The sequence below is a fragment of the Candidatus Methylomirabilota bacterium genome (genome assembly GCA_035764725.1).
Taxonomy (GTDB): Bacteria; Methylomirabilota; Methylomirabilia; order Rokubacteriales; family CSP1-6; genus DASRWT01.
Genome location: DASTYT010000046.1, coordinates 32,819 through 57,064 on the forward strand (window position 1 = coordinate 32,819; position 24,246 = coordinate 57,064).

23 protein-coding genes are annotated in these 24,246 nt (G+C 70.3%); 9 read left to right on the forward strand and 14 right to left on the reverse strand.

The window, feature by feature from the left end:
• Window positions 1–69 precede the first annotated feature (69 nt).
• Entirely contained in the window at window positions 70–855 is a 786-nt protein-coding gene (locus tag VFX14_06565; protein ID HEU5189333.1) for a thioesterase family protein, read from the forward strand.
• Here VFX14_06565 and VFX14_06570 read toward each other — a convergent pair whose 3' ends face one another.
• The 4 genes from VFX14_06570 to VFX14_06585 form a co-directional block, all read right to left on the reverse strand.
• Window positions 856–1,422, reverse strand: a complete 567-nt coding sequence (locus VFX14_06570; GenBank protein HEU5189334.1) for a plastocyanin/azurin family copper-binding protein — start codon at window positions 1,420–1,422, stop codon at window positions 856–858.
• Window positions 1,419–1,781, reverse strand: a complete 363-nt coding sequence (locus VFX14_06575) for a DUF5602 domain-containing protein (GenBank protein HEU5189335.1) — start codon at window positions 1,779–1,781, stop codon at window positions 1,419–1,421. Before VFX14_06575 ends, VFX14_06570 begins: the two co-directional genes overlap by 4 nt.
• A 130-nt stretch (window positions 1,782–1,911) precedes the next feature.
• On the reverse strand, window positions 1,912–2,151 hold the full coding sequence (locus VFX14_06580) for a hypothetical protein (GenBank protein ID HEU5189336.1): 240 nt from the start codon (window positions 2,149–2,151) through the stop codon (window positions 1,912–1,914).
• 39 nt (window positions 2,152–2,190) lie between these two features.
• Window positions 2,191–2,838 carry a sigma-70 family RNA polymerase sigma factor gene (locus VFX14_06585; GenBank protein ID HEU5189337.1) on the reverse strand — a complete coding sequence of 216 codons (648 nt, stop codon included), beginning with the start codon at window positions 2,836–2,838 and terminating at the stop codon, window positions 2,191–2,193.
• An 89-nt stretch (window positions 2,839–2,927) separates the two neighbouring features.
• Here VFX14_06585 and VFX14_06590 point away from each other — a divergent pair, with 89 nt between their 5' ends.
• Together VFX14_06590 and VFX14_06595 are read left to right on the forward strand one after the other, a co-directional pair.
• Window positions 2,928–3,923: a hypothetical protein gene (locus tag VFX14_06590; GenBank protein HEU5189338.1), complete on the forward strand. Its 996-nt coding sequence runs from the start codon at window positions 2,928–2,930 to the stop codon at window positions 3,921–3,923.
• A gap of 53 nt (window positions 3,924–3,976) precedes the next feature.
• The gene (locus VFX14_06595) at window positions 3,977–4,603 is read left to right on the forward strand and encodes an alpha-ketoglutarate-dependent dioxygenase AlkB (protein ID HEU5189339.1); all 627 of its coding nucleotides are present in this window, start codon (window positions 3,977–3,979) and stop codon (window positions 4,601–4,603) included.
• Here the strand turns inward: VFX14_06595 and VFX14_06600 are convergent.
• Window positions 4,581–5,717 carry a hypothetical protein gene (locus VFX14_06600; protein HEU5189340.1) on the reverse strand — a complete coding sequence of 379 codons (1,137 nt, stop codon included), beginning with the start codon at window positions 5,715–5,717 and terminating at the stop codon, window positions 4,581–4,583. The two genes, VFX14_06595 and VFX14_06600, sit on opposite strands and share 23 nt — an antisense overlap.
• Window positions 5,714–6,817: an LLM class flavin-dependent oxidoreductase gene (locus VFX14_06605; GenBank protein ID HEU5189341.1), complete on the reverse strand. Its 1,104-nt coding sequence runs from the start codon at window positions 6,815–6,817 to the stop codon at window positions 5,714–5,716. The genes VFX14_06600 and VFX14_06605 overlap by 4 nt, the downstream gene beginning before the upstream one ends.
• A 97-nt stretch (window positions 6,818–6,914) precedes the next feature.
• On the opposite strand from VFX14_06605, the gene VFX14_06610 reads away from it, so the two are divergent.
• The gene (locus tag VFX14_06610; GenBank protein HEU5189342.1) at window positions 6,915–7,757 is read left to right on the forward strand and encodes an SDR family NAD(P)-dependent oxidoreductase; all 843 of its coding nucleotides are present in this window, start codon (window positions 6,915–6,917) and stop codon (window positions 7,755–7,757) included.
• A gap of 18 nt (window positions 7,758–7,775) precedes the next feature.
• On the opposite strand, the gene VFX14_06615 is transcribed toward VFX14_06610, so the two are convergent.
• Window positions 7,776–8,990: a CoA transferase gene (locus VFX14_06615; GenBank protein ID HEU5189343.1), complete on the reverse strand. Its 1,215-nt coding sequence runs from the start codon at window positions 8,988–8,990 to the stop codon at window positions 7,776–7,778.
• Window positions 8,991–9,110: 120 nt separating this feature from the next.
• Between VFX14_06615 and VFX14_06620 the strand changes: the two genes are divergently transcribed.
• Both VFX14_06620 and VFX14_06625 read left to right on the forward strand, forming a co-directional pair.
• Window positions 9,111–10,100, forward strand: coding sequence for an ABC transporter substrate-binding protein (locus VFX14_06620; protein ID HEU5189344.1), 990 nt, complete (start codon window positions 9,111–9,113; stop codon window positions 10,098–10,100).
• A 62-nt stretch (window positions 10,101–10,162) separates the two neighbouring features.
• Window positions 10,163–10,582, forward strand: a complete 420-nt coding sequence (locus VFX14_06625; protein ID HEU5189345.1) for a hypothetical protein — start codon at window positions 10,163–10,165, stop codon at window positions 10,580–10,582.
• Window positions 10,583–10,609: 27 nt separating this feature from the next.
• On the opposite strand, the gene VFX14_06630 is transcribed toward VFX14_06625, so the two are convergent.
• Window positions 10,610–11,644, reverse strand: a complete 1,035-nt coding sequence (locus VFX14_06630) for a trypsin-like peptidase domain-containing protein (GenBank protein ID HEU5189346.1) — start codon at window positions 11,642–11,644, stop codon at window positions 10,610–10,612.
• Window positions 11,644–12,501: an amino acid ABC transporter substrate-binding protein gene (locus VFX14_06635; GenBank protein HEU5189347.1), complete on the reverse strand. Its 858-nt coding sequence runs from the start codon at window positions 12,499–12,501 to the stop codon at window positions 11,644–11,646. Before VFX14_06635 ends, VFX14_06630 begins: the two co-directional genes overlap by 1 nt.
• A gap of 360 nt (window positions 12,502–12,861) precedes the next feature.
• Here VFX14_06635 and VFX14_06640 point away from each other — a divergent pair, with 360 nt between their 5' ends.
• A complete protein-coding gene (locus VFX14_06640) occupies window positions 12,862–13,776 on the forward strand; it encodes an SDR family oxidoreductase (GenBank protein ID HEU5189348.1) in 915 nt (304 codons plus the stop codon).
• Window positions 13,777–13,817: 41 nt separating this feature from the next.
• On the opposite strand, the gene VFX14_06645 is transcribed toward VFX14_06640, so the two are convergent.
• The 3 genes from VFX14_06645 to VFX14_06655 all read right to left on the reverse strand — a co-directional run bounded on the left by VFX14_06645 (window position 13,818) and on the right by VFX14_06655 (window position 16,906).
• Entirely contained in the window at window positions 13,818–14,237 is a 420-nt protein-coding gene (locus VFX14_06645) for a VOC family protein (GenBank protein ID HEU5189349.1), read from the reverse strand.
• A gap of 81 nt (window positions 14,238–14,318) precedes the next feature.
• Window positions 14,319–15,305 (reverse strand): ABC transporter substrate-binding protein, encoded by a 987-nt coding sequence (locus VFX14_06650; GenBank protein ID HEU5189350.1) that lies wholly within the window; start codon window positions 15,303–15,305, stop codon window positions 14,319–14,321.
• A complete protein-coding gene (locus VFX14_06655) occupies window positions 15,305–16,906 on the reverse strand; it encodes a D-aminoacylase (protein HEU5189351.1) in 1,602 nt (533 codons plus the stop codon). The genes VFX14_06650 and VFX14_06655 overlap by 1 nt, the downstream gene beginning before the upstream one ends.
• Window positions 16,907–16,953: 47 nt before the next feature.
• Here VFX14_06655 and VFX14_06660 point away from each other — a divergent pair, with 47 nt between their 5' ends.
• Window positions 16,954–18,561 carry an NAD(P)/FAD-dependent oxidoreductase gene (locus tag VFX14_06660; GenBank protein HEU5189352.1) on the forward strand — a complete coding sequence of 536 codons (1,608 nt, stop codon included), beginning with the start codon at window positions 16,954–16,956 and terminating at the stop codon, window positions 18,559–18,561.
• Between the two features lie 12 nt (window positions 18,562–18,573).
• Window positions 18,574–21,909 carry a TM0106 family RecB-like putative nuclease gene (locus tag VFX14_06665; protein HEU5189353.1) on the forward strand — a complete coding sequence of 1,112 codons (3,336 nt, stop codon included), beginning with the start codon at window positions 18,574–18,576 and terminating at the stop codon, window positions 21,907–21,909.
• Window positions 21,910–22,486: 577 nt separating this feature from the next.
• On the opposite strand, the gene VFX14_06670 is transcribed toward VFX14_06665, so the two are convergent.
• Window positions 22,487–23,680, reverse strand: coding sequence for a CoA transferase (locus tag VFX14_06670; protein ID HEU5189354.1), 1,194 nt, complete (start codon window positions 23,678–23,680; stop codon window positions 22,487–22,489).
• A 43-nt stretch (window positions 23,681–23,723) separates the two neighbouring features.
• The gene (locus VFX14_06675; GenBank protein HEU5189355.1) at window positions 23,724–24,194 is read right to left on the reverse strand and encodes a DUF6496 domain-containing protein; all 471 of its coding nucleotides are present in this window, start codon (window positions 24,192–24,194) and stop codon (window positions 23,724–23,726) included.
• Window positions 24,195–24,246 lie beyond the last annotated feature (52 nt).

Genomic DNA, 24,246 nt, shown 5'->3' on the forward strand with positions numbered 1-24,246 from the left:
CTATCCGATTGCCGGGGGGTCCGCCCACCGGTATCATCCCGTTCTCGTGACGAGACCGAGCCCTGCGACGTGAGCAGCCCACCCCCCTTCTTCGCCCTCGACGGCGATCGCTTCGTGCCCTCCGCGTCGGCGCGGGGGCCCTGGAGCCCGCAACATCAGCACGGCGGTCCGCCCGCCGCCCTCCTGGCGCGCGCATTCGCGCGGCAGGCTCCCTCCGACGCGCAGATCGCGCGGCTGACCTTCGATTTCCTGCGGCCGGTGCCGCTGACGCCGCTCACCGTCGTCACGCGGGTGGTCCGGGCCGGCGCGAAGGTGCAGCGCTTCGCGGGCTCGCTGGCCACCGAGGACGGCACCACGGTCATGGAGGCGAGCTGTCTCGCGATGCGCGTGGCGCCGGCCAGCGTCGCGGTGACGCCCGACGCCCCGGCGGCGCCCCCGCCGCCCGAGGCGGGCGCGCCCTTCGACCTCCCGCTGATCCGGGGCGAGGAGGGCTATCATCGCGCCGTGGAGTGCCGCCTCGCGCGGGGCGTCTGGGGACGCGGGCCCACCGCGGTGTGGGTGCGGCTCCGCGTGCCGCTGGTCGCCGGCGAGGCGCCGACGCCGCTTGAATCACTCGTGACGGCGGCCGACACGGCGAGCGGCGTGGCCCTCGTCGTGGATCCCGCGCGCGCCACGTTCGTCAACGGTGATCTCACCATCGCGCTCCACCGGACCCCGATCGGCGAGTGGATCTGCCTCGACGCTGCCACCACCGGCGAGCCGCACGGCATCGGCCTGGCCCGCGCGCGCCTCTGGGACGGAGCGGGCCTCGTGGGGCGCTCGCTCCAGACGCTCCTGCTCGAGACGCGCGCGTAGCTAGCGGTGCTCGCTGGTCGCCACGCCCGGCACGGCCTTCCTCACCACGCGGTCGCGCATGATCGTGCTGACCGGGGGGAACGCCTTCCGGGCCTCGGGCGGCACGGGCTTCCACTCTGACGTGCCCGGGCGGCCTTTGAAGTAGTCGAACGGCTGCGCGCCGGGCCCTCCGGGGCGGCCCACCACGATGCGCCCCACCATTCCCGCCGCCTCGTGCGGCATGCAGAAATAGTCGTAGACGCCGGGTACCCGTAGCGTCACCTCGAAGTGGTTGCCAGGGTTCACGAGGAACTTCGAGTCCCACGGCTCGGCCCCCTCGGGGATGCGCAGCGAGTGCCGGTCGTTCTTCGGGTGATACGCGCTCGTGGTGTGGACGTTCGAGTGCACGATCCAGCGCACCGTCTGCCCGGGCTCGATGCGGATCCCGATCGGGTCGAACCACACCGTGGTGCCCAGGGGGTCACTCATCATGTGGATCTCGACCGGGCCCGCCGCGTGGGCGGAGCGGGGCACCGCGAGGCCGGCGAGCCAGAGCCCGCCGGCCTCGAGCAGCTCACGCCGTGTCACTTGAGGCTCGCCGCCTTCTCGGGCGACACGTACCAGACGACGACGTGATAGTGCGGCTCGGCGACGCCGGGATGGCCGGCGTTGAAGTAGACGTCGACGTGATCCACCTTCTCCTTCGCCGCGGTCAGATTGTTGAAGCCCTTGTGGGCGTCCAGGTCCTTCAGCGGGATCATGTAGACGGTGCTGACCAGCTTCCCGTCCTTGTCGTAGGCGAGGAAGGGGCCAGCCGGGAGCGTCTTGGGATCGACGTAGAGGGTGCCCAACCCCGGCAGGAAGTCGGGGAGCGCCACCAGCCCGCTGACCTTCTGATAATTGCCGCCGGGCGGCGCTTTCTCCTGCGCCGATGCGGGTGCGACCATCGCCGCGGCGGCGAGGGCCACTGCCAGAACCGAGAACCGAAGACCCTTCTGTGACATGTCCGTTCCTCCTCCTCTGGGGTGCGATGCCGAGCTGTCTCGTCATGGCTTGGTGTCGGAGGAGGGCGGGATCTTACGTGCGGTCGTCGGGCTCCGAGCGCAGGAGGTCGCGCAGCGTCTCGAACTCATCGCGGCAGACTCCGCACTGCCGAAGGTGATGGGCGAGACGGATCAGGATCGGGGCATCGGTGGCGCCCGCCAGGTCGAGCTCGACCCCAGGGGAGAGCAGGTCGAAGCACTCCGAGCAGGAGATCTCCTCGGCCTCCGTCTCGGAGACGTCACGCAGCAGACGCTCGATCACACGTGGGTCCACAGATCGCTCCACTCTCTAGTAACTCCGGGCGGGCAAATCTTACCCCGCCTCGCCGAACATTCCGAGCACCTCGCCGGGCGCGAAGCCCCGAGCCTCGAGCCGCGTCTTGAGCTTCCACCGGGCGTCGTGCAGGAGCTTGTAGACGGCGTTGCGCGACGAGCCCCAGTGCCGGACCAGCTCGTCGAGCGGCACCTCGTCGACCACGATGGCCTTGAGCGCCTGCCGCTGCCGCTCGGAGAGCTCGGTCTCGATGATCTCCTCGATCACCTTCCATGCCTCGCCGCGCCGGGCCGCTTGATCCGGGTCGACGGAACGCGCGTCGGTCTCGAGGCGCCACGTCGAGGGGCCGGCCTGGTCGAGCAATGCGTCGAGGGAGACGGGCTTCCAGGCCTCGCGGCGGCCGGCGACCAGCGCCATGTTGATGGCGAACTTGTACGCCCACGTCGTGAAGCGGCTGTCGCCGCGGAAGTCCGGCAGGCGGTCCAGAATGGCCACCAGCGCGTTCTGGGCACAGTCCTCGGCGAGCTGATCCACGTCGAACGCGCCGTGGCGACCCGCGCGGCTCTGGCCGCGCTGCAGCGCGAAGCGCGCCGCCCGGACCAGGAGGACCCGCAGCTCGTGGAGCGCGGCGGCTTGCGCTTCGCCGCGCCCCGCCAGCGCCTGGATCCACTGATCATTCGTCCTCATCGGCGTCCCGGAGGCCAGGATAGCAGTCTTGACCCTCCCCCGCGGATGAGGTAATAAGGACATATCCCGGTAGGGAAAGGTAAGATCATATGAATACACGGCTTACGGCCCCGATCGGCATCCTGGATGAGCACCCCGAGTGGTCGACTCGCCTCATCGCCGAGCTGACCCGGCGAGGCCTGCCCTGGGAGAAGATCGATCACTCGAATCACGCCTTCGACCCCCATGACCGCCGTCCCGCGTACTCGGTCATCGTCAACCGCTCGAGCCCCTCGTCGCACACACGGGGGCATGCGGGCGTGCTCTTCTACGCCGAGGCCTTCCTCGCTCACGTGGAGTCGCTCGGCATTCCCGTGATCAACCGCGTCGCCGCGTACCGGTTCGAGAAGTCGAAGGCGCTGCAGCTCGGGCTCTTCGAGCGGTTGGGCGTGCGCTATCCGCGCGCGGTCGTCGTGAACCACCGCGACCAGGTCCTCAAGGCGCTCGACGAGGTGCGCTTCCCGCTCGTGATCAAGCCCAATGTCGGCGGCTCCGGCGCCGGTATCGTGCGGTTCTCGACGCGCGAGGAGCTCGCCGAGCGTCTCGACACCCTCGCCTTCGGGCCCGACGGGACCGCGCTGGTGCAGGAGTTCATCGAATCAGAAGATGGGGCGATCGTCCGCGTCGAGGTGCTGGACGGAACCTACCTCTACGCCATCCGAATCGTCCGTGACCGCGACGCCGGCTTCAATCTCTGCCCCGCGGACATCTGCCAGACTGGGCCGGCGCCGGCCGCCGCGCCCGCCGTGGAGCTCGGCGCCTGCCCGGTGGACGTCAAGCCGGGGCTCGACGTGCGCGGCTACGACGCCCCCGCGGAGGCCATCGATACGGTGATCCGCCTCACCCGGGCCGCGTCGATCGACGTGGGCGGCGTGGAATACCTCGTCAACAAGGCCGACGGGAAGATCTACTACTACGACGTCAACGCCACCTCGAACTTCGTGGCGAACGCGCCGGCCGTCGTGGGCTTCGAGCCGACGGAGCGCTTCGTGGACTTCATCGTCGAGGTCGCTCAGCACGGCGGCCGGCCCGGCCGGAGCGCGTAGCCCGGCTCAGGGCGTCGGGTACACTGGAGGTCGATCCCCGGAGGCTCGACCTCATGGCCCAGCTTTCGTTGTTTCCCTCCGCGCACGAGACCGTGCTCGTCGACGACGAGCGCGGCCGTGTCGTCTACTGGCCCGACTGCGTTCCGACCGAGACGGCGGGCGCCTGGCTCGCGGAGCTCCGCGAGTCGGTGCCGTGGAAGACGGAGCGCCGCCGCATGTACGACCGCGACGTGGACGTGCCGCGGCTCCAGGCGCACTTCTCCCTCGTCACGGACGAGGGCGGAGCGCCGCCCGCGCTTCGCCTCGCGGCGGCGCACGTCGTGGCCGCGACCGGCGTGGCCTTCAACAGCGTGGGCCTCAATTTCTATCGCGACGGCCGGGACAGCGTGGCGCCGCACAACGACCACCTCGACGAGATCGTCGAGCGTTTTCCCATCGCGCTGCTCTCGCTGGGCGAGACCCGTCGCATGACCATCCGCGCCAAGGCGCCCCCGCGCCGGGTCCTCCACGTGGACCTCGCGGCGGGGAGCCTCCTCCTCATGAGCTACGAGACGCAGCTCCACTACACGCACGGGATCCCGAAGACCACCGAGCGGGTGGGGCCGCGGATCAGTCTCGCCTTTCGCGTGAGGCCCGCGGAGAGCCCCAAGAGGCCCTTCAGCGCAGCTCGCGGCAGGTGACGAGCTGGGGCGCGGGCCGGGCCGCCGCGAGGGGCGCGCGCGAGCCCACCAGGACCAGGCGCAGATCCGACGGGCTCGCGGACCGCGCGCACAGCGTGCGGAAGCCAGCGAGATACGCCCGGCGCTCGGGATAGGGCGGCGTCTTCACGTCCCGCATGGCCCACGGCAGGAGCCGCACGATGAGCCGGCCGTCGGTGCCCGTTTCGGCCACCGCGCGGGCGTGCGGGCCCAGGCTCGGCGCGGCGCCGCGCTCGGCGGCGAGCCATGCCTCGTCCACGTTCAGCGAGTAGAGCGAGAACGAGAGGTAGGCGTCCCAGAGCCCCACCGGGTGGAGCGCGGGGAGGACGCCCACCAGCACGACCAGCGTGCGGTGATACCAGCCGCTGGACCACAGCAGCGCGCGCGGCGGGTCGGCCTCGTTCCAGAAGAGCAGCAGGACGAGGATGCCGAGCGCGAGGTTCCAGGGCCAGACGACGGGATTCCAGCGCTGGCCGAGCGGCCCCAGGGCGAGCAGCAGCAGGCCGTGCATGAGCGCCGCCGCGAGGGCCGCCGGGCGTCGCGTGGGCGGCAGCAGAAGCCCCACGCCGATCAGCGCCTCCCCGACGCCCAGCAGCATGCCGAGCGGGGCCAGCCATCCCGACGGCAACGCCGCCGCCGCGCCCAGCGGCGCCAGAGCCCACGGCAGTACCGAGGGGCCGAAGTCCGGATTCAGCTTGCTGACGCCGCTCCAGATGTAGGTCGCCACCAGCACGAGCTGACACGCCTGACGCGGCCGATCGACGAAGGCGAAAGCGGCCAGCAGCAGCGCGCCCTGATAGAGCCACGGCTGCAGGCGGTTCTGGTCCCCGACCACGAGCAGGGCCGCGACGGCGATGAAGGGCAGGGGCGTCCAGGCACGCGGGACGAGGGCGAGGGCGAGGAGGACGAGGAGAAGGAGGACTGTCCACGCCGAGAGCGCGTCCGGGACGGCCGGAAGCGGCAGCCAGGGCGCGGTCGGGAACTCGCGGCTGGTCCCCCAGAGCGGCCAGCTCAGCGCGATGCACGCGGCGAGCATGGCCACGACGAGCGCGCGCGTCCCGCCCAGGCGTGCCCCCAGGGGGTCGCGCCGCGTCAACGCGTCAGGGATGCGGGCCCCACGGCGCGGCGGGTGCTCCAGGAATGCACCACGGGGAGCACTTCCTTGGCGTAGAGACGGAGCCCGGTCTCGGCCACGTCGAGGGGCGTGCCCCCGAAGCGGAACGACGTCGCCAGCTCGAAATCGCCCACGAGGCCGCGCCGCTCCTCGAGCTTGCGCAGGATGCGGTCGGGGGTGCCCCAGACCGCGGCCTCCATGAAGGCGGAGACGATCCCGTCCATGCCGATCTCGCGAGCCATCGCGATCTTCTGGGCGTAGGCGTCGTAGCCCTTCACGGTGCTGAAGTGCGGCCCCAGCAGCTCGTAGTGGTAGAAATTGCTCTCCACGAACTTGCCCATGTAGCGGCGCGCCTTTTCCTCGGCGCCGTCGAGCGTGGGCGTGCACACGCAGAAGTCGGCGAGGAGGGGCGGCCCCGCCTCGTGCCCGTGCATCGCGCGCACGAGCTCGCGATGCTTCTGGATCGCGGGCATGCGGATGGGCCAGGGCCGGTCCGCGAACATGACCATCCTGGCGTCGAGGCGGGCGGCCGAGACGACCGAGTCGTCGGACGAGGCCACCGCGTAGAGGCGGCCGTCGAAGCGGCGAGTCGGGCGTGGGCGGATCTCGGTGCGCGGCTGCGGGTAGAACGGCCCATGGCCCTCCATGACGCCGGTGTGGAGGGCCCGCAGGATCATCTGCGAGGCCTCGTCGAAGCGCTCGCGCGATTCGTCCATCGTGCCGCGGAAGGCCTCGAATTCGCGCCGGGCGAGCCCCCGGCCGATGCCGAGGCGCAAGCGGCCCCGGCTCAGGTGATCGAGCATGGAGACCTGCTCGGCCACCCGCAGGGGATCGTGCCAGGGCAGGATCACCGCGGCGGTGCCGAGACCGATGTCGCGACACTCGGCGGCGAGATAGGACATGAGCTGCAGGTTGTCGGGGCAGAACGAGTAGTCGTTGAAGTGGTGCTCGACCGACCAGAGCACGTCGAAGCCCAGGTCCGCGGCGAGCCGGGCGAGGCGCAGCTCCTCATCCCAGACCTGCGCGTCGGAGACATCGGTCCAGCCGTAGCTGGCGAACACCATTTGCAGGCCGACGTCCATCGGAGACTCCTCCCGGGCACGCGGGCGCCGAGCCCAAGCGGCCGGCGTCATGATTTCACGATTGCCGGCCGCGCACAATCGAGCGATGCTACCGGCCATGAGCGCGAACACTCGACCCGTCGCCGTCGTCGTGGGGGCCACGTCCAAGTGGCAAGCAGATGGCCGCAACACCAAGCTGGCGCACGGCAAGGCGCTGGACGACCGTGACGTGCCGGTCGGCGTGCGCTGGGGCGTGGGCGGCGCCATCGCCCAGAAGTTCGCCCGGGAAGGCTTCGTGACCGTGCTGACGACCCGCAAGGCCGCGAACGCGGCTCCGCTCGAGAAGGCCATTCAGGAGCATGGCGGCACGGCCTTCACCGTCGAGCTGGACCTCGTGTCGCAGGACTCGATCACGAAGGCGTTCGCCACCATTCGCGAGCGGGCGGGCGATCCCGCGGTGCTCGTCTACAACGCGGGCTATCTCGAGGGGCGTGACCTTCCGCCCGACAAGGAGCTGCTGGAGCACGTGCCGCTGGACATCTTCGAGACCGCGCAGCACATCGCGAGCCGTGGCCCCTTCCTCGTCGCCAAGGAAGTCCTCCCGGCGATGCGGAAGCGCGGCCACGGCTCCTTCCTCATCTCGAACAACGCCTCGTCGCTGCGGGGCCGCAAGCGCCTCACCGGGCAGTCGCTGTACTACCCGCGCGTGATGATGCGCACGCTGGCGCAGGTGCTCACGGAGGAGTACTCCGAGCACGGCGTCCACGTGGCCAACGTCGTGATCGACGGCCTTATCGACTCGCCGGGCACCCGCGCGCTGGCCCGGGCGCGGGAGCATCCCGAGATCGTGATGAACCCCGAGAAGATCGCGGAGGCCTTTTACTACCTCCACACACAGGACCGATCCTGCTGGACGCATGAGCTCCAGCTCACGCCCTACTCGACCAAGCCGAGCTTCTAGCGGTCGGCGAGCGGCCGGCTAGCGCCCGGCTTGGGCGATGACGCCGGCTCCGAGGAGGCGCTCGATCTCCGCGGCGGCGATCCCGGCGGCGCGCAGCACCTCGACGGTGTGCTGCCCGATCTCGGGGGCGAAGGTCGCCGGCGCCTTGTCCGCGTCGCCGACCTGGAGCGGGCTCGACACGGTGTGGGAGGCGCCGAACCGCGGGTCGTCGGTCGGCACGAGCGCGCCGCTCGCGCGCATCTGCTCGTCGCGGGGAATGTCGTCGAGAGTCGCGACCACGCCGAACGCCACGCCGGTCGTTTCCAGAATTGGCGACCACGCCGCCCAGTCCCGGCTGGCGAACAGCTCGTCGAGCAGGCCGGTGAGGACTCGCGCGTTGGTGTGGCGGGCGGCCCGTGTCGCGAAGCGCGGATCGGTCAGGAGGTCCTCGCGGCCGATCCCCCGCGCGAAGGGCTCCCAGTGGCGCTCGTCGCCCGTGATCGTGAGCATGAACCAGCGTCCGTCGCGGCACCGGTACATGTTGGCGAGGGCGCTGATCGCCTCCTCGCGGGGCGGGCGCACCTCCGTACGCACGCCGCAGAGGATGCCCTGCACGGGGATCGCGTTCATCCAGAGTCCGTTGGCCAGGAGCGAGGTCGAGACCTTGGTGCCGCGCCCGGTGCGCTCGCGCTGAAAGAGCCCCGCCATGATCGCGGCGAAGAGCGCGGTCCCGGTGGGGTGATCGCCCATGCCCGGGAGCGAGCGGGCAGGGGGCACGTCCGGTGAGGCACGCACCAGGTCCATGAGCCCGGTGCGGGCCCAGAGCGCGATGCTGTCGAAGCCGGGCTTGCTGGCCTCCTCACCCGCCTCGCCGTAGGCGCTGATCGACGCATAGACCAGGCGCGGGTTCAGTGGGGCGAGGTCCTCGTAGCGCACGCGGAGCCGCGCCCGCGAGTCCAGCGGCGCGTTGGTCACGAACACGTCGACGTCCTTCACCAGACGGCGCAGGAGCCGCTGCCCGTCCTCCGTGCGGAGGTCGATGGCGACGCTCCGCTTGGTGCGGTTGTCGACGATCCAGGGATAGTTGTACACGCTCGCCGGATATCCGGAGCCGCGCACGCGGTAGACGTCTCCGGTGGGCGGCTCCACCTTGATGACGTCGGCGCCGAAGTCCGCCATCATCGTGGTCGAGACCGGACCCGCGATGAAGTTGGCCGCGTCGATCACGCGGATGCCCTCGAGGAAGCGCGCCATGGTCGGGACCTCCGGTGGCGAACGTAACACGAACCCGCGCCGCTCGGTCTTCGAGCCACCATCCACCTGATGCCGCTCACCATTTGCGAGGCCGCGGCGACGTGCCGCATACTCCGGGAGATGATCGTGACGCGACGCACATTCCTGGCCGGACTGGTACCCGTCGCTACCGTCGCTACCTCGCCAGCCGCGAGCTGGAGTCAACCTCGCGCGCGCCTTGGCTATCTGTCGGGCGGTCACAAGGACGAGAATGCCGCGAACACGGTGGACATCCTGCGTGCGGGCCTTCGCGAGCTCGGATGGCGTGCCGGCGACAACCTCCTGATCGAGGAACGCTATGCGGGCGGGGACTCCGCAAGCCTCCCGCGCCTGGCCCGAGAGCTGGTCGCGCAGCGTCCCGATGTGCTCGCCTGCACGGGCTCGACGGAGACGCGCGCGCTTCAAGCCGCGACGGGCACGATTCCGATCGTGTTCCTGCAGGTCGCGGCGGATCCGGTGGCCGCCGGCTTCGTCCAGACCATCGTGCGCCCGGGGCGCAACATTACTGGCTTCACGCAGGCACCGCAGTTTCTGTGGAGCAAGCGGATCGCGCTGCTGACGGACGTCCTCGGCCGCCCGCCCCGCCGTCTCGCCTGGCTCGGCACTCCAGGTAATACGACGACCGCGACGAGTTGGCCCGATGCCCGTGACGCGGCGGCTCAGTTCAAGTGCGACGTGATCCGTGTGGACGCCAGCGGACGGGCCGACCTCGAGCGCGCCTTCGAGATGATCAAGGGCCGGGACGCGCTGCTGGTGCAGTTCGACTTCTTGTTTGCGGTCGAGCGGCGTCGCATAGCCGAGCTCGCGGCTCGCCATCGGATCCCCGCCATCTACGAGAATCGGATGCAGGTGCTGGGCGGCGGGCTCATGTCCTATGGGGCCGATCTGCGGGAGAACTACCGGCAAGGCGCGGGGTACGTGCACCGCATCCTCAACGGGTCGGTAGTGGGGGACCTGCCCGTGGTGCAGCCGAGCCGCTTCGAGTTCGTGCTCAACTTGAAGGCCGCCCGGGCGCTTGGCCTGAAGATCACGCCGGTCTTCCTCGCGCGCGCGGACGAGGTCGTCGAGTAGCCAAGCCCGATTTGACAGGGGCGAGCGGGGTGGCCACCCTGAGCGATAGGGAGGTGCGAGCCATGCATACCACCCCAATTCGCGGGCTGGCCGGCACGCTGGTCCTCGCTGCCGCGCTGCTGCTGCCCTCGGCCGTGCTGGCCGCCGATGACCAGGCGCTCGACGTGACGCAGGATCGTGTCTATCGCGAGGGCGTGTATCTGGTCGTGGACGCGCTGGTCCAGAACCACACCGGGGCCTACATCGACGGGGTGGAAGCCACCGTCGTGTTCCTCGACTTCTTCGACACGCTCCTGCGCGCCGAGCCCACCGTGCTGACCCCGGTGACGCTGGCGCCCGGCCAGTCGGCGTCCTTGCGGGTCGCCGTCCCGTACAACGATAGTGTGCGCAAGCTCGAGTACCGGTTCACCTGGCGCCAGCAGGGGACGCAGCTCCAGTCGAGCGTGCGGCGGGACATCTGGAAGGGCTCCGCGGTGCGCTGACCAGCGCTGCGCGGTGCGCGGCGCCGGCTACTGGCCCGGCAGCTTCGTGCTGAGCTCTTCCACCTTCTCGTCGCGGAAGATCGTCACGCGGAGATCGTCCCCCGGCTTGAGGGTCTCGAGGGACTTGAGGACCTTGCCAAGATCCTCGTTGCTGGCGGTGGTGATGCCCTGGACGGAGAGGATGATGTCCCCGCCCACCGGGACCGGCTTGCCGTCGACCAGCGCCATGCGGGCACCCCCGCGGAGCCCCATCTGGTCGCTGATCGTGCCCTTCACGACCTGCTTGATGAGGAAGCCCCCCGCCTGCGGGAGCTTGAACGCCTCGGCCATCTCGCCGGTGAGCAGGACCGCGTCCAGCCCGTAGAAGCGGCGGTTCTTCTCGAGCAGCAGCGTGCGCACGGTGTTCGCGGTGACGACGAACCCGAGGCCCTCGCTGCCCCCCGACTTGCTGATGTTGTGGCTGACGATGCCGATCAGGTCGCCGGCGCGGCTGAACATGGGGCCGCCGGAGTTGCCGGTGTTGATCACCGCGTCGGTCTGGAAGAACTCGGCCAGGGGGAAGTCCTTGGTGACGGTGTTCGGCTCCCAGCGGGCGCTGATGACGCCTTGGCTCAGGGAATGGCCCAGTCCATACGGCGCGCCGACGATGAAGACCGGGTCGCCGACCCGGACCGAATCGGAATCGACGAGCTTGGCTACCGCGGCGTCGCGGGGAACCACCTCTGCCTGGATGATCGAGATGTCCGCCCGAGGCTCGGAGCTGATCACGCGTGCGGGTACGGGGTCCTCGCCGAGGAACTCGACCATGATCTCGTTCATCGTGTGGACCACGTGTGCGGCGGTGGCGATCTTGCCGTCGGCAGAGATCAGCACGCCGGAGCCGATTTCGCGGAAGCGCGCGAATCCGTCCTCGGTGAGCTCTTCCCCCTTTGCCCGGATTACGACTACCGAGGGATTCACCCGACGGTACGCCTCGCCGAGCGTCTCGCCGGCCCCCGGCGTCGGCGCGATCAGGGGCAGGGCCATCAGCAAGGCCAGCCCGAGGCCGCCACGGCGGCGCATCAGTCCGGCCAAGTGTGGAGGAGGTAGAGCGCCTTCACGAGCGGGCTCGCGTCGGCGAAGGGTCCGAGCCAGCGCTCGTAGATCTGAACCAGCCCGGAGCGGTAGAGATGCGAGAGCGTGCGGTTCACATTGGCCTGGAAGGCGTTGTCACCCCGGCGCAGCATGAGCGCGTACGGCTCGTACGAGAAGAACTCGGAGCTCAGCTTGAGCTTCGCCGGGTCCTTCGCGGCCGACTGGAGTCCAGCGAGGAGAATGCGGTCCGACGCGTAGGCGTCGATCTTGCCTTCCTCGAGCGCCCGAAGTCCCTCGCCATGAATGGTCACGGTAACGATGGTGGCCTGGACGCCGGCGGCTGACATCGCCTGCGCGAGGGCCTTCTCGGTGGTCGTGTGCGGGATGAGCCCGACCCGCTTTCCGCCGAGATCCTTCAGCGTGCTGATGCCGGACTGGGCGGTGGCGAGCAGGCTACCGCCGTCGACGAAGATCATGTGGCTGAAGGCGACCTGCTCCATCCGGCTGAAGGTGATGGTGGTCGAGCCGCACTCGAGATCGATCGCGCCCTTGACCAGCTTCGAGATGCGATCGGCGGGTGTCACCGCCAGCCACGCGACCTTGAGCTCGGGCAGCTTCAGGGTCTGTCGCAGTCCGGCGACCACCTGCAGGCAGAGATCGACCGAGTAGCCGGTCGGCTTGCCGTCGCTGCCAATGAATGAGAAAGGCCGCGCGGTCTCGCGGTGGCCCAAGGTGATGACCCCCGTCTCCTTGATCTTGTCGAGCGTGGGGCGAATCTCCTGGGCCGCGGCCGGACCGGCGGCGGCGAGCAGCAGGATGAGCGCGAAGGCGAGCTTGAGTGACATGACGGTGGCTCCCTGGCCGACCACGGGGTCGAGGAAGAGAGTTCCAGACCTCCGCGACGCGACGCTATGAGACCTTCGTCCCATGGACCCACGCGCGGCAATCATCCTCGCGATCGGGTACGCGGTCGGGAGGATCCGGCTCGGCGGCGTGACCCTTGGCGCGGTGGTAGGCGTGCTCATCGCCGGGGTGATCATAGGACAGCTCGGAGTCAAGGTCTCCGCCGATCTCAAGACCGCCTCTTCCTGCTCTTCCTGTCGCGATCGGCTCCCGCAGCGGCCCCCAGTTCGCTCACCTACCGAGGCTGAGCCGGCGCGACGCGATTTGACTTGCCTGCGCCGCCCTTCTGGCAGACTCCTCTCATGCCGTGGTCACCCGATGGGAATGCCCTGCGCGGCCGTCTGGCTATCGTGGCCGGCGCGACGCGCGGTGCGGGGCGGGGGATCGCCGCCGCCCTGGGCGAGATGGGCGCCACTGTCGTGTGCACCGGCCGCAGCACGCGGGACGGGGGGCCGACCCGCTCCGACTACCGTGATCGGCCGGAGACCATCGAGGAGACGGCCGAGCTGGTCACCCGCCTCGGCGGCACGGGGATCGCGATGGCCGTCGACCATCTCGAGCGCGCCCAGGTCAAGTCGCTGGCCGAGCGGATCCGCGCCAAACACGGTCACGTCGACGTGCTCGTCAACGACATCTGGGGCGCGGAGGTGCTCAAGGGGGGACCCGCGGAGTGGAACACCCCGATCTGGCGCCACGACCTCGAAAAAGGCCTCCGGATCGTCAGGCTCGGCCTGGAGACGCACCTCGTGACATCCCACTACCTGCTGCCGCTCGTCATCGATCGGCCCGGTGGGCTGCTCATCGAGGTGACGGACGGCACCACGGACTACAACGCGGCGCACTACCGCATCTCGGTCTTCTATGATCTGGTGAAGGTCGCGGTGAACCGGCTGGCCTTCTCGCAGGGGCACGAGCTGAAAGCCCACGGCGCCACTGCCGTGGCGATCACCCCGGGCTGGCTCCGCTCCGAGATGATGCTCGACAACTTCGGTGTGACCGAGGACACGTGGCGCGACGCGCCCGGACGGTCCGCGCCGCCCGCCTTCGCGCATTCCGAGTCGCCGCGCTTCGTCGGGCGCGCCGTCGCGGCGCTCGCCGCGGATCCCGACCGGGCGCGCTGGAATCAGCAGTCGGTCACGTCGGGCCAGCTCGCCGCCGCGTACGGCTTCACCGACGTCGACGGCTCCCAGCCGGACATCTGGCGGGGCATGGACTAGCCCTCGGCCCGCGCGCGGGCCGAGGGCCCGTCACGCGGGCTTCACTGGGGTACGTACACCATCCACATCACGCCGAAGCGATCGGTGAGCATCCCGAAGCGCGGCGAGAAGAAGGTCTTGGTCAGCGGCATCTGCACCTTGCCGTCCTGGCTGAGGGCGCCGAAGAACCGGTCGGCCTCGGTCTCGTCCGCCACGATGAGCGACAGGGCGAACCCCTCGAAGCTCGGCTTGCCCTGCGCATGCCCGTCCGAGAGCATGAGGTCGCTGCCACCGATCTTGATATGGCCGTGCATGACCTTGTCCGACATGCCCGGGGGCGCCATGCCCGGATCGGGGCTGTCCTTGTAGCGCATGAGCCCCACCACTTCCGCCCCGACGGCGCGGCGGTAGAACTCGACCGCCTCGTCACAGCGGCCGTCGAAGAAGAGATATGCCTGGATCTGGGTCTTGGCTGTGTTCACAGGCCCTCCTTTGGTGTCCGGTACGCGGAGTCACCGGCTCGCCTATACGTCGAACGACCAGAGGGCAGATCGACAGCCCTACTACTGGATGACCTCGTCGGCCCGTCCTACGAGCGAGGACGGCAGCGAGAGCCCGAGGGACTTTGCCGTCTTGAGGTTGATGATGAACTCGAACTTCGACGGCTGCTCCACGGGGAGATCGCCCGGCTTGGCGCCCCGGAGGATCCGGTCCACGTAGCTGGCGGCGCTGCGCATCTGGGCGGCGGCGGAAGGGCTGTAGGTCGCGAGGCCGCCGGCGTCGACGTAGCCGCGATGCCCGTACATCGCGGGCACCCGGGCCTTTGCCGCGAGCTGGACGATCTTGGGGAGATGGACGAGGAACGTGCCATCCCAGGGGACGAGCACCGCCCCCGCGTGATCCCGGCCGATGGTCGCGAACGCGCGCTCGATGTCCTCCGGACCGTGGGCCTCGAGGCTCTGGAGCTGTGTACCCAGCGAGCGCGCCGCCACCTTCGCCTGCTCCAGCGCGAGCCGATGGCCCGGGTTGGCGGGATTGAGCAGCACGGTCTGGCGCGTGGCGCTCGGGGCGAGCTGCTTGAGCAGCTCGAGCTGCTTGCCGATGATCGCGGAGGCCAGGAAGGAGGTGCCGGTGACGTTCCCGCCGGGATGCGCGAGGCTCGCGACGAGCTGGTTCCCCACGGGGTCGCCCACGCTGACCATCACGATCGGGGTGGTCGGGCTCGCCTGCTGGGCGGCCAGCACGTTCTGCACCGCCGGGGCGACGATGACGTCGACCTTGAGCCGGACCAGCTCCGCCGCCAACGCGGGCAGCCGCTCGTAGTGGCCTTCCGAGGAGCGGTGCTCGAGCACGATGTTCCGCCCGTCCTCGTAACCGAGATCGCGCAGACCCTGCTCGAACACGCCCCAGAGCCGGGCGCCGCCGGGATCGCTGAGCGGGACATTGCCGAGCACGCCGATCCGGTACTTCACGGCCTGCTGCGCGCGAGCGGCGAGAGGTCCCGCGAGCGCGCCACCCACGGCGAGGGCCAGGAAGCGCCGGCGGCGCATCAGGCGGCGAGCCCCCGCGCGCTGCGGCGCAGAACTCGACCGGGCAGCGCGCCGGTGTGCTCCGCGCCGTCGACGACCACGGCGCCGTTCACCACCACCGTGCGGATACCCGCCGCGTAGCGATGAGGATCCGTGTAGGTCCCGCGCTCGCCGACGGTGGCCGGATCGAAGACGGTGAGGTCGGCGGCGAGGCCCTCGCGCACGAGGCCGCGGTCGACCAGGCCGAGGGCGGCGGCGCTGCCGCCCGTCATCTTCCACACCGCGGCTTCGAGCGAGAGGGTCTTGAGCTCCCGCACGTAGCGGCCGAGCACGCGCGCGAAGGTGCCGTAGTAGCGGGGGTGCGGCTTGCCGCCGGCGGTGGGACCGTAGGGCGCCATCGCGACCCCGTCGGAGCCGATCACGACCCAGGGCGTCCCAAGAATGGTCTGCACGTCGTCCTCGGCCATGGACTCGAAGACCACGCGCGTCGCGCCCCGGTCGGCGAGGAGCACGTCGCACAAGGTTTCGAGCCCGTCCCGGCCCCGCTCGGTGGCGATCTCGCCGATGGTGCGCCCCGCGTGCTCCGGATGCGCCACCGTGAGCGCGATGCGGACCGCGTCCCAGGACGGGAGCCGACCGAATGCCCCGCAGCCACGGGCCGCGATCTCGTCGGCCACGCGCGTGCGCACGGCCTTGTCGCCCAGGCGCGCCACCATGGCCTCCATGCCTCCCTCCTGGATCCAGGGGGGCAGGAGATTGCGCAGCGGATTGGTGGCGGTGGTGTAGGGGTACTGATCGCAGTCCACTCGGACACCGCGCGCCCGCGCGGCTTCGATGCGCTCCACCAGGCGCGCGGCCGCGCCCCAGTTCTCCGTGCCCGAGACCTTGAGATGGCCAATCTGCACGTGCACGCCCGAGCGCTCGCCCACCGCGATGGCCTCGTCCACCGCGTCGAACACGCTGCCGGCCTCGTTCCGGATGTGGGAGGCATAGGCGGCGTCGTGTCGGCGCAGCACGTCGCCGAGCGCCCGCATCTCCTCCGCCGAGGCGAACGACCCGGGTGGGGTGAACAGGCCCGATGAGAGCCCGATGGCCCCCGCGTCGAGGCCTTCCTCCAGATAGCGCGTCATGCGCGTCAGCTCGTCGGGGCGCAGCGGCCGTGGCTCCATGCCGGCCACGATCAGGCGCAGCGTGTTATGGCCTACCTGGAAGGCGACGTTCACCGACGTGGGCGGAAACTCCTCCACGTAGCGGGCGAAGCTCGTCTCGCGGAAGTCGTACCAGGGGCCGCTCGCGGCCAGGTAGTCACGGAGCGCGGCCACCCGATCGGCGGGCACCGGCGCGACCGAATACCCGCAGTTGCCGACCACTTCGGTGGTCACGCCCTGGCGGATCTTGCTCTCTGCCCGCGGGTTCGTGGGGAGGGCATAGTCCGAGTGGGTATGGATGTCGATGAAGCCGGGCGCCACCACGTGGCCGGTGGCGTCGATCACGCGCGCGGCCTCCCCCAGCTCGCGGCCGACGGCGACGATGCGGCCCTTCGCCACCGCGACGTCGAGCAGGCGGGCGGGGGCGCCGGTGCCGTCCACGACGCTCCCGCCCCGGACGATCAGATCGTGCATGGCGGGGCAGTATACCGTGGCGCGGCTGTAGAATAGCGACGACCTCCATGGATTCCAACGCATACGACGCCCTCGTCATCGGCGCCGGGCTCTCCGGGATGTATCAGCTCCACCGTCTGCGCGACCTGGGCGTGCGCGCCCGCGTGCTCGAGGCGGGGAGCGGGGTCGGCGGCACGTGGTACTGGAACCGCTATCCCGGCGCGCGCTTCGACTCCGAGAGCTGGACCTACGGCTATTCTTTCTCCGACGAGATCCTGCGCGAGTGGGAATGGTCCGAGCACTTCGCGCCGCAGCCCGAGACCCTGCGCTACTGCGACTTCGTCGCGGACAAGCTCGACCTGCGCCGGGACATCGAGTTCGGCTGTCGCGTGAAGGCCGCCGGCTACGACGAGGCGGCGAACGAATGGGAGATCGAGGCCGAGGACGGCCGGCGCTGGCGGACCCGCTTCCTCATCACCGCGGTGGGACCGCTGTCGGCACCTACCATGCCCACCATCCCCGGCGTCGAGGACTTCCGAGGGGAGGCGTATCACACCGGGCGCTGGCCCCACGAGCCCGTGACCTTCGCGGGCAAGCGGGTGGGAGTGATCGGCACGGGCGCCACTGCGGTGCAGGCCATCACCGAGATCGCCAAGACCGTGGGCCATCTCACGGTGTTTCAGCGCACGCCGAACTGGTGCGCGCCGCTCCATAATAGCCGGATCACCCCGGAGGAGCAGGGGCGCATCAAGGCCAGCTACGCAGAGATCTTCGAGACCTGCCGGAACTCCTTCGGCTGCTTCATCCACCAGGCCGACCCGCGGCACGCGCTGGAGGTGAGCCCGGAGGAGCGCGAGGCCTTCTACGAGAAGCTCTACGCCGCGCCAGGCTTCGGCATCTGGATGGGCAACTTCCGCGACGTGCTGATCAACGCGGAGGCCAACGCGACCATCACCGAGTTCGTGCGCCGCAAGATCCGCGCGCGGGTCACGGACCCGACGCTCGCCGAAAAGCTCATCCCCACCAATCACGGGTTCGGCACGCGGCGGGTTCCCCTCGAGAGCGGCTACTACGAGGTGTACAACCAGCCGAACGTGCGGCTGGTCGATCTCCGCGAGACGCCCATCGAGCGCATCACCCCCGTCGGGATCAAGACCACGGCGACCGAGCACGCGCTGGACATGATCATCTATGCCACCGGCTTCGACGCCATCACCGGCTCGTTCGACCGCATCGACATCCGCGGCCGGGGCGGCCGGCGGCTGCGGGACAAGTGGGCCGGGGGGCCGCGGACCTATCTCGGGCTTCAGGTCGAGGGCTTCCCGAACCTCTTCACGCTGGTCGGGCCGCACAACGCCGCGACCTTCTGCAATATCCCGCGCTGCATCGAGCAGAACGTGGAGTGGGTGACCGCGCTGTTGCGCCACATGCAGGCGCAGGGCCACACCCGCGTGGAGCCGACGACCGAGGCGGAGGAGGGCTGGACCCAGCACGTGCTGGACACCGGGCGCCGCATGCTCTTCACCCAGGTCGACTCGTGGATGATGGGCATCAACTCCAATGTCGAGGGCAAGAACACGCGTACCTTCGTGGTCTATGCCGGGGGCGCGCCGAAGTACCGGGAGCGGTGCGACGAGGTTGCGGCCGGCGGCTACACGGGGTTCACCTTCGCCTAACGTGTTCCGCGCATGCAGCATCTGAACGACCGCCTGCTCTTCTCGCCGTCGGACCTCGGCGGCTTCCTGGCCTGCGAGCATCTCACCCAGCTCGACCTCGCGGTGGCCCTGCGCGAGGCCCGCCGGCCCAGCTACGAGAACGCCTACGCCGAGCTCCTCCGCACCAAAGGGCAGGAGCACGAGCAGGCGTTCCTGGACGCCATCCGGAAGGGCGGCCACGCCGTGGTCGAGATCGGCCTCGACCGGACGCGCGACTTCGAGGCGGGCGCCCGCCGCACCCTGGGCGCCATGCGCGAGGGCGCCGAGTACATCTACCAAGCGGTGTTCTTCACCGGTGGGTGGCGGGGGGTGGGCGACTTCCTGGAGCGGGTGGAGCGGCCGTCCGCGCTCGGGGCCTGGAGCTATCACGTGCTCGACACCAAGCTCGCCCGGCATCCGCGGCCCGAGCACGCCTTGCAGCTCTCCTTCTACAGCCAGGCGCTCGAGGCGGCGCAGGGCGTCGCGGCGGAGCTGGCCTACGTGGTGCTGGGCACGCGCGAGCGCGTGCCGATCCGGCTGGTCGACGTCAACGCGTACTACCGCCGCGTGCGCGGGCGCTTCGAGGCGGCGGTCGCGACGCGCACGTCCACCGGGCCGTACCCCTGCCACTACTGCGCGTTCTGCGACTATCGGCGGCCGTGCGACGAGCGGCTCGAGCGCGAGGATCACGTGGTGCGCGTCGCCGGGATCCGTCGCGACCAGGTCAAGCGACTCTTTGCCGGCGGCTTCGCCACGTTGACCTCGCTCGCCCAGATGCCGCCGGGCACGCGGGTGCCGCGCGTGGCGGCGAGCACCCTGGACGGCCTGCGCGATCAGGCGGGCCTCCAGCTCGTGCGCCAGCGAACGGGCGCGCTCGAGTGGCATCCGCTCCCGGTCGAGGACGGGCGCGGCTTCATGGCGCTGCCGCTCCGCTCGCCGGGCGATCTGGTCCTCGACCTCGAGGGCCATCCCTTCTTCGAGCCGTCACGCGGGCTCGAGTATCTCTTCGGGATGCTCCTCCTCGACGAGGAGCCGCCCCGCTTCGAGACCCTGTGGGCGCACGATCGCGACGGGGAGCGCCGCGCCTTCGAGGGCTTCGTGGACCTGGTGCACGAGCGGCTGACGCGCTTTCCCGACCTGCACGTCTATCACTTCAGCGGCTCCGAGCCGAGCACGCTCAAGCGCCTCATGGCCGAGCACGGCACGCGCGACGCCCAGGTGGACGAGCTCCTCCGGCGCCGCGTGTTCGTGGACCTCCATACGATCCTGCGGCGGGCCCTCCGTGCCGGCGTGTCCAGCTACTCCCTGAAGGACGTCGAGGCGCTCTACGGTTTCGCGCGGTCCGCCGATGTCGAGTCGGGCACGCAGGCGATCCTCAACTACGAGCGGTGGCGGCACGTACGAGAGCCCGCGCTGCTCGACGCCATCGCGGCGTACAACCGGGAGGACTGCCTCGCCACGCTCGGATTGCTCGAGTGGCTGCATGGGGTGCGGCCGGCGGAGCTGCCGTGGCCCGCGCCACCGGACGTCACGCCGGCCGGGCCGGACGCCGCGGCGGCACAGGACGCGCGCCAGCAGCTCCGCGAGGCGCTGATTCTCGGCGAGGAGCCGGGCTCGTCGCGCTGGCTCGCGGGCGAGCTCCTCGAGTATCACCGCCGCGAGGCCCGGCCGGCGTGGTGGGCCTTCTTCGACCGCCTCGGGAAGTCCCCCGAGGAGCTGCTCGAGGACACGGAAGCGATCGCGTATCTCGACGCCGACACGAGCCGGCCGCCGGAGCGGGTGAAGCGGTCGCTCGTGCACACGCTCGTCTACCCGCCGCAGGACCACAAGCTCAGGCCGGGCGAGAGTGTCTACGATCCCGCCACCGGTCAGCTCGCGGGCAAGATCGAGGCGATCGACGACACCAACGAGCGCATGGGGCGTCTTCGCCTGGTCCGTGGTCCGAAGTTCGCGGGCGATCCCTTGCCGCAGGCGGTCGTGGCGGGCGGGCCGCTGGAAGACCGGACGCAGCGCGCCGCGCTGCTGCGGCTCGCGGAGTCGCTGCGCGCGGGCGACGGCCGCTACCCGGCGCCGCGCGCGGTGCTCGCGCGGGAGCGGCCGCGCATCCGAGGCCTGGCCCCGGACGTCCCGATACAGACCACCGACCTCGAGGCGATGAAGGCGCGAGCGCGCGGGCTCGACGGCAGTTATCTCTTCCTCCAGGGGCCGCCGGGGACCGGCAAGACCTGGACGGGCGCGCGGATCGTCGTCGATCTCCTCCGACACGGCCGGCGTGTGGGCATCGCGTCGCAGAGCCACAAGGCCATTCACAACCTGCTCGGCGAGATCGAGCAGGTGGCCTTGCAGGAAGGCATCGCCTTCAAGGGGCTCAAGAAGTCCAGCGCCGACAATCCCGAGTCCGAGTACCACGGCGCGCTCATCACAAGCGAGAGCGACAACGCCCGCTTTGCGCGCGCGGGGGCGGAGGTCCGGCTCATGGCGGGTACCGCGTGGCTCTTCTCCAGAGAGGAGCTGGACGGCGCGCTCGACGATCTCGTCATCGACGAGGCCGGCCAGATCTCCCTGGCGGACGCGCTGGCCATGGGCACAGCGGCGCGCAATGTGATCCTCCTGGGCGACCCGCTGCAGCTCGCTCAGGTGTCGCAGGGCGTGCACCCGCCCGGCACGGGCGCGTCCGTGCTGGAGCACCTCCTCGGCGATGCCGCCACCGTGCCCGAGGACCGCGGCGTGTTCCTCGAGCGGAGCTTTCGCATGCATCCCGGCGTCTCCGACTTCATCTCGGAGATCGTGTACGCGGGACGGCTGCACTCGGACGCCTCGGCGGCGCGTCGCGCGACGTCGCTGGGCACCGGTATCCGCTTCCTTCCTGTGGAGCACGAGGGGAACCGCTCGTCCTCGGACGAGGAGGTGGCCCGCGTGGCCGCGGCGATCGCGGCGATGCGCGCCGGCACGTTCACCGACGCCGCGGGGGCGACGCGCCCGCTTCGCCTCGAGGACTTCATGGTGGTGGCGCCGTACAACGCCCAGGTGCTCCGGCTGCGGGCCGGCCTTCCCGCGGGCGTGCGCGTTGGCACCGTCGACAAGTTCCAGGGGCAGGAGGCGCCGGTGGTGTTCTTCTCGATGGCGACCTCCACTGGCGAGGACGTGCCGCGGAGCCTCGCCTTCCTCTTCTCGCGCAATCGCCTGAACGTGGCCATCTCGCGCGCGCAGTGCCTGGCCGTGCTCGTGTGCTCGCCTCGGCTGCTGGAAGCCCGCTGCCAGTCGCTCGAGGAGATGCAGCTCGTCAACGCCCTTTGCCGCCTCGTGGAGTACGCGTCGCCCGCCGGCTGAGGCGAATCGACCCGTCGGGCACTCTCGTACCGGTCGGCGCACGCGAAAGCGGGCGCGGCACACCTCTTGCTCCGGTGGATTCCAGCAGGCGATTCCTCCGAAGGAGAGTCGAGATCGTCAAGACAACCCTCACACTATTGACGGCGGGGATCCTCGTCCTCGGACCGTCTCTGAGCTTCGCGCAGACTGGCGGCGGCAGCGGCACGTCGGGCGGGTCATCGAGTGGGGCGTCCGGTTCCGGATGGAGCGGAACGTCCGGCACGAGCGGGACCGGTCCCGGAGTGCCCGGACCGGGCAGTCCGAACCCGGGCCCAACCAATCCCGGGGCTCCGGGCGGCTCCGGCAGCATGTCCACCCCGAGCCCCGTCCCGAACCCCGCGCCGACCCCGCCGGGTAATCCGACCGGTCGCATGCCCGTGCCGTCGCCGGCGCCGAGCGGGCCGAGCAATCCCGCCGATACGACCGGCCCGTCCGGAAACGTGAAAGGCGATCCGGGATGTCCGCCGGGCTGGGGCCGGCTCCCCGGCAGCTCGGCGTGCCGTCCGGTGTCGCAGCTCCCGAACAGGTAACTCGAGGCTTACGGTTGCGCGGTAGCTCCGCCGGCGAGCATGGCGCGGATCTCTTCGTCGGACAGTCCCGCCTCCTTGAGGATCTCCACGCTGTGCTCGCCGAGGCGCGGCTGATGGCGCCGGATGTCGCCGGGCGTGCGACTGTACGTGGCGGGAATGTCGGGCGTCCGCAGCGGGCCCTCGCTCGGATGCTCGATGGTCTTCCAGAAGCCGGTGGCCTCGAGCTGCGGGTCGGTCAGGATCGAATCCAGGGTGTTGACGACCGTGGCGGGCACGTTCGCCGCGTCCAGCAGCGCGAGCCACTCGGCGTTGGTGCGCGTGCCCGCGATCTTCCCCAGCTCTTCGTAGAGCAGCTCGATGTGCGTGAGGCGTGACGCGAGCGTGCGGAAGCGCGGGTCGGCCAGGAGATCTTCGCGGCCGGCCACGCGAAAGAACGTCTGCCAGTGCGTGTCGGTGTAGGGGATGATCGCGAGATAGCCGTCCTTGGTGGGAAAGGGCCGGCGCCAGCGGTTCAGCACGCGCTTGTAACCGGGCGTGTCCAGCGCAGGAAGGAACGTCTCCCCGTAGAGGTGCTCGACCATCATCCACGCCACCACCGTCTCGAACATCGGCACCTCGATGGCCTGGCCCTCGCCGGTGCGGGCCTTGTGGAAGAGGCCCGCGAGGAGCGCGTGCGCCACCGCCATCGAGCTGGTCTTGTCGGCCACAATGGTGGGGAGATAGCGTGGGTCTCCGACCAGGGGCGCTTGCAGCGACGCCAGGCCTGACGCCGCCTGGATGATGTCGTCGTACACCGGCTTCTCGCCGTAGGGGCCCGCGGCACGGAAGCCGTAGGTCGCGCAGTAAACGATGCCGGGGTTGACCGCCCGCACCCGCTCGTACTCGACCTTCAGCCGCGCCGCCGCCTGCGGCCGGAAGTTGTGGACGAAGACGTCGGCGCCCTTGACGAGCCGCATCAGCGCGGCGTGCCCGGCGCTCTTCTTGAGATCCAGCACCACGCTGCGCTTGTTGCGATTGCACGCCAGGTAAAAAGCCGCCATGTCCGGGTTGCGTGTCGGCCCGAGCTTGCGGGTGGTGTCGCCCTCCGGCGGCTCGACCTTGACGACGTCGGCGCCTAGGTCGCCCAGCATCTGGGTGGCGAGGGGGCCGAGCACCACGGTAGTAGCGTCGACGATGCGCACGCCCTGGAGCGGGCCGGGCATGCGCCCGACGCTACGTCGGCGCGGCGCACGCTGTCAAGGCTGACTAGGCCGTCTTGCGCTTCCGCTTGCGCGTGGCTGCGCCGCGTCGCGCCGCGGCCTTCGGGGAGCGATCGGTGCCGCGCCGCTCCCGCGCCGAGCGCTTGGCCTGCTTCGCGAGCGCGGGGCGGGAGGCGGCGCTGCGGCCCTCCCGCTGGAGGGCGCGTGACGTGGCGCGGCTACGCTTCCGGGACGGCTTCCGCCTCCCACCGTCCTCCTGGCCGGCCTCGTACGCGTGCTCGGCGGCCTCGCGCGTCTTCTCGGACGTCTCGCCTTCCTCCGGGGGCTCCAGGGGCACGCCCGCCCGGCGCGCCTTCGAGAGACCGATGGCGATCGCCTGCTTGGTGGACCGGGCGCCGTGCTTGCCCTCGCGGATGTGGTGCATCTCCTCCTTGACGAACTCCCCTGCGGCGGTCGATGGCTTCTTGCCCTCGCGCAGGTCTTCCTCCGCTCGCTCCACGGTCTTCTTGTCAGGCATGGTGGCACCTCCTGTTCTCTCGGAACGCAAGAGGTGTGCCGAGTGGGACGAT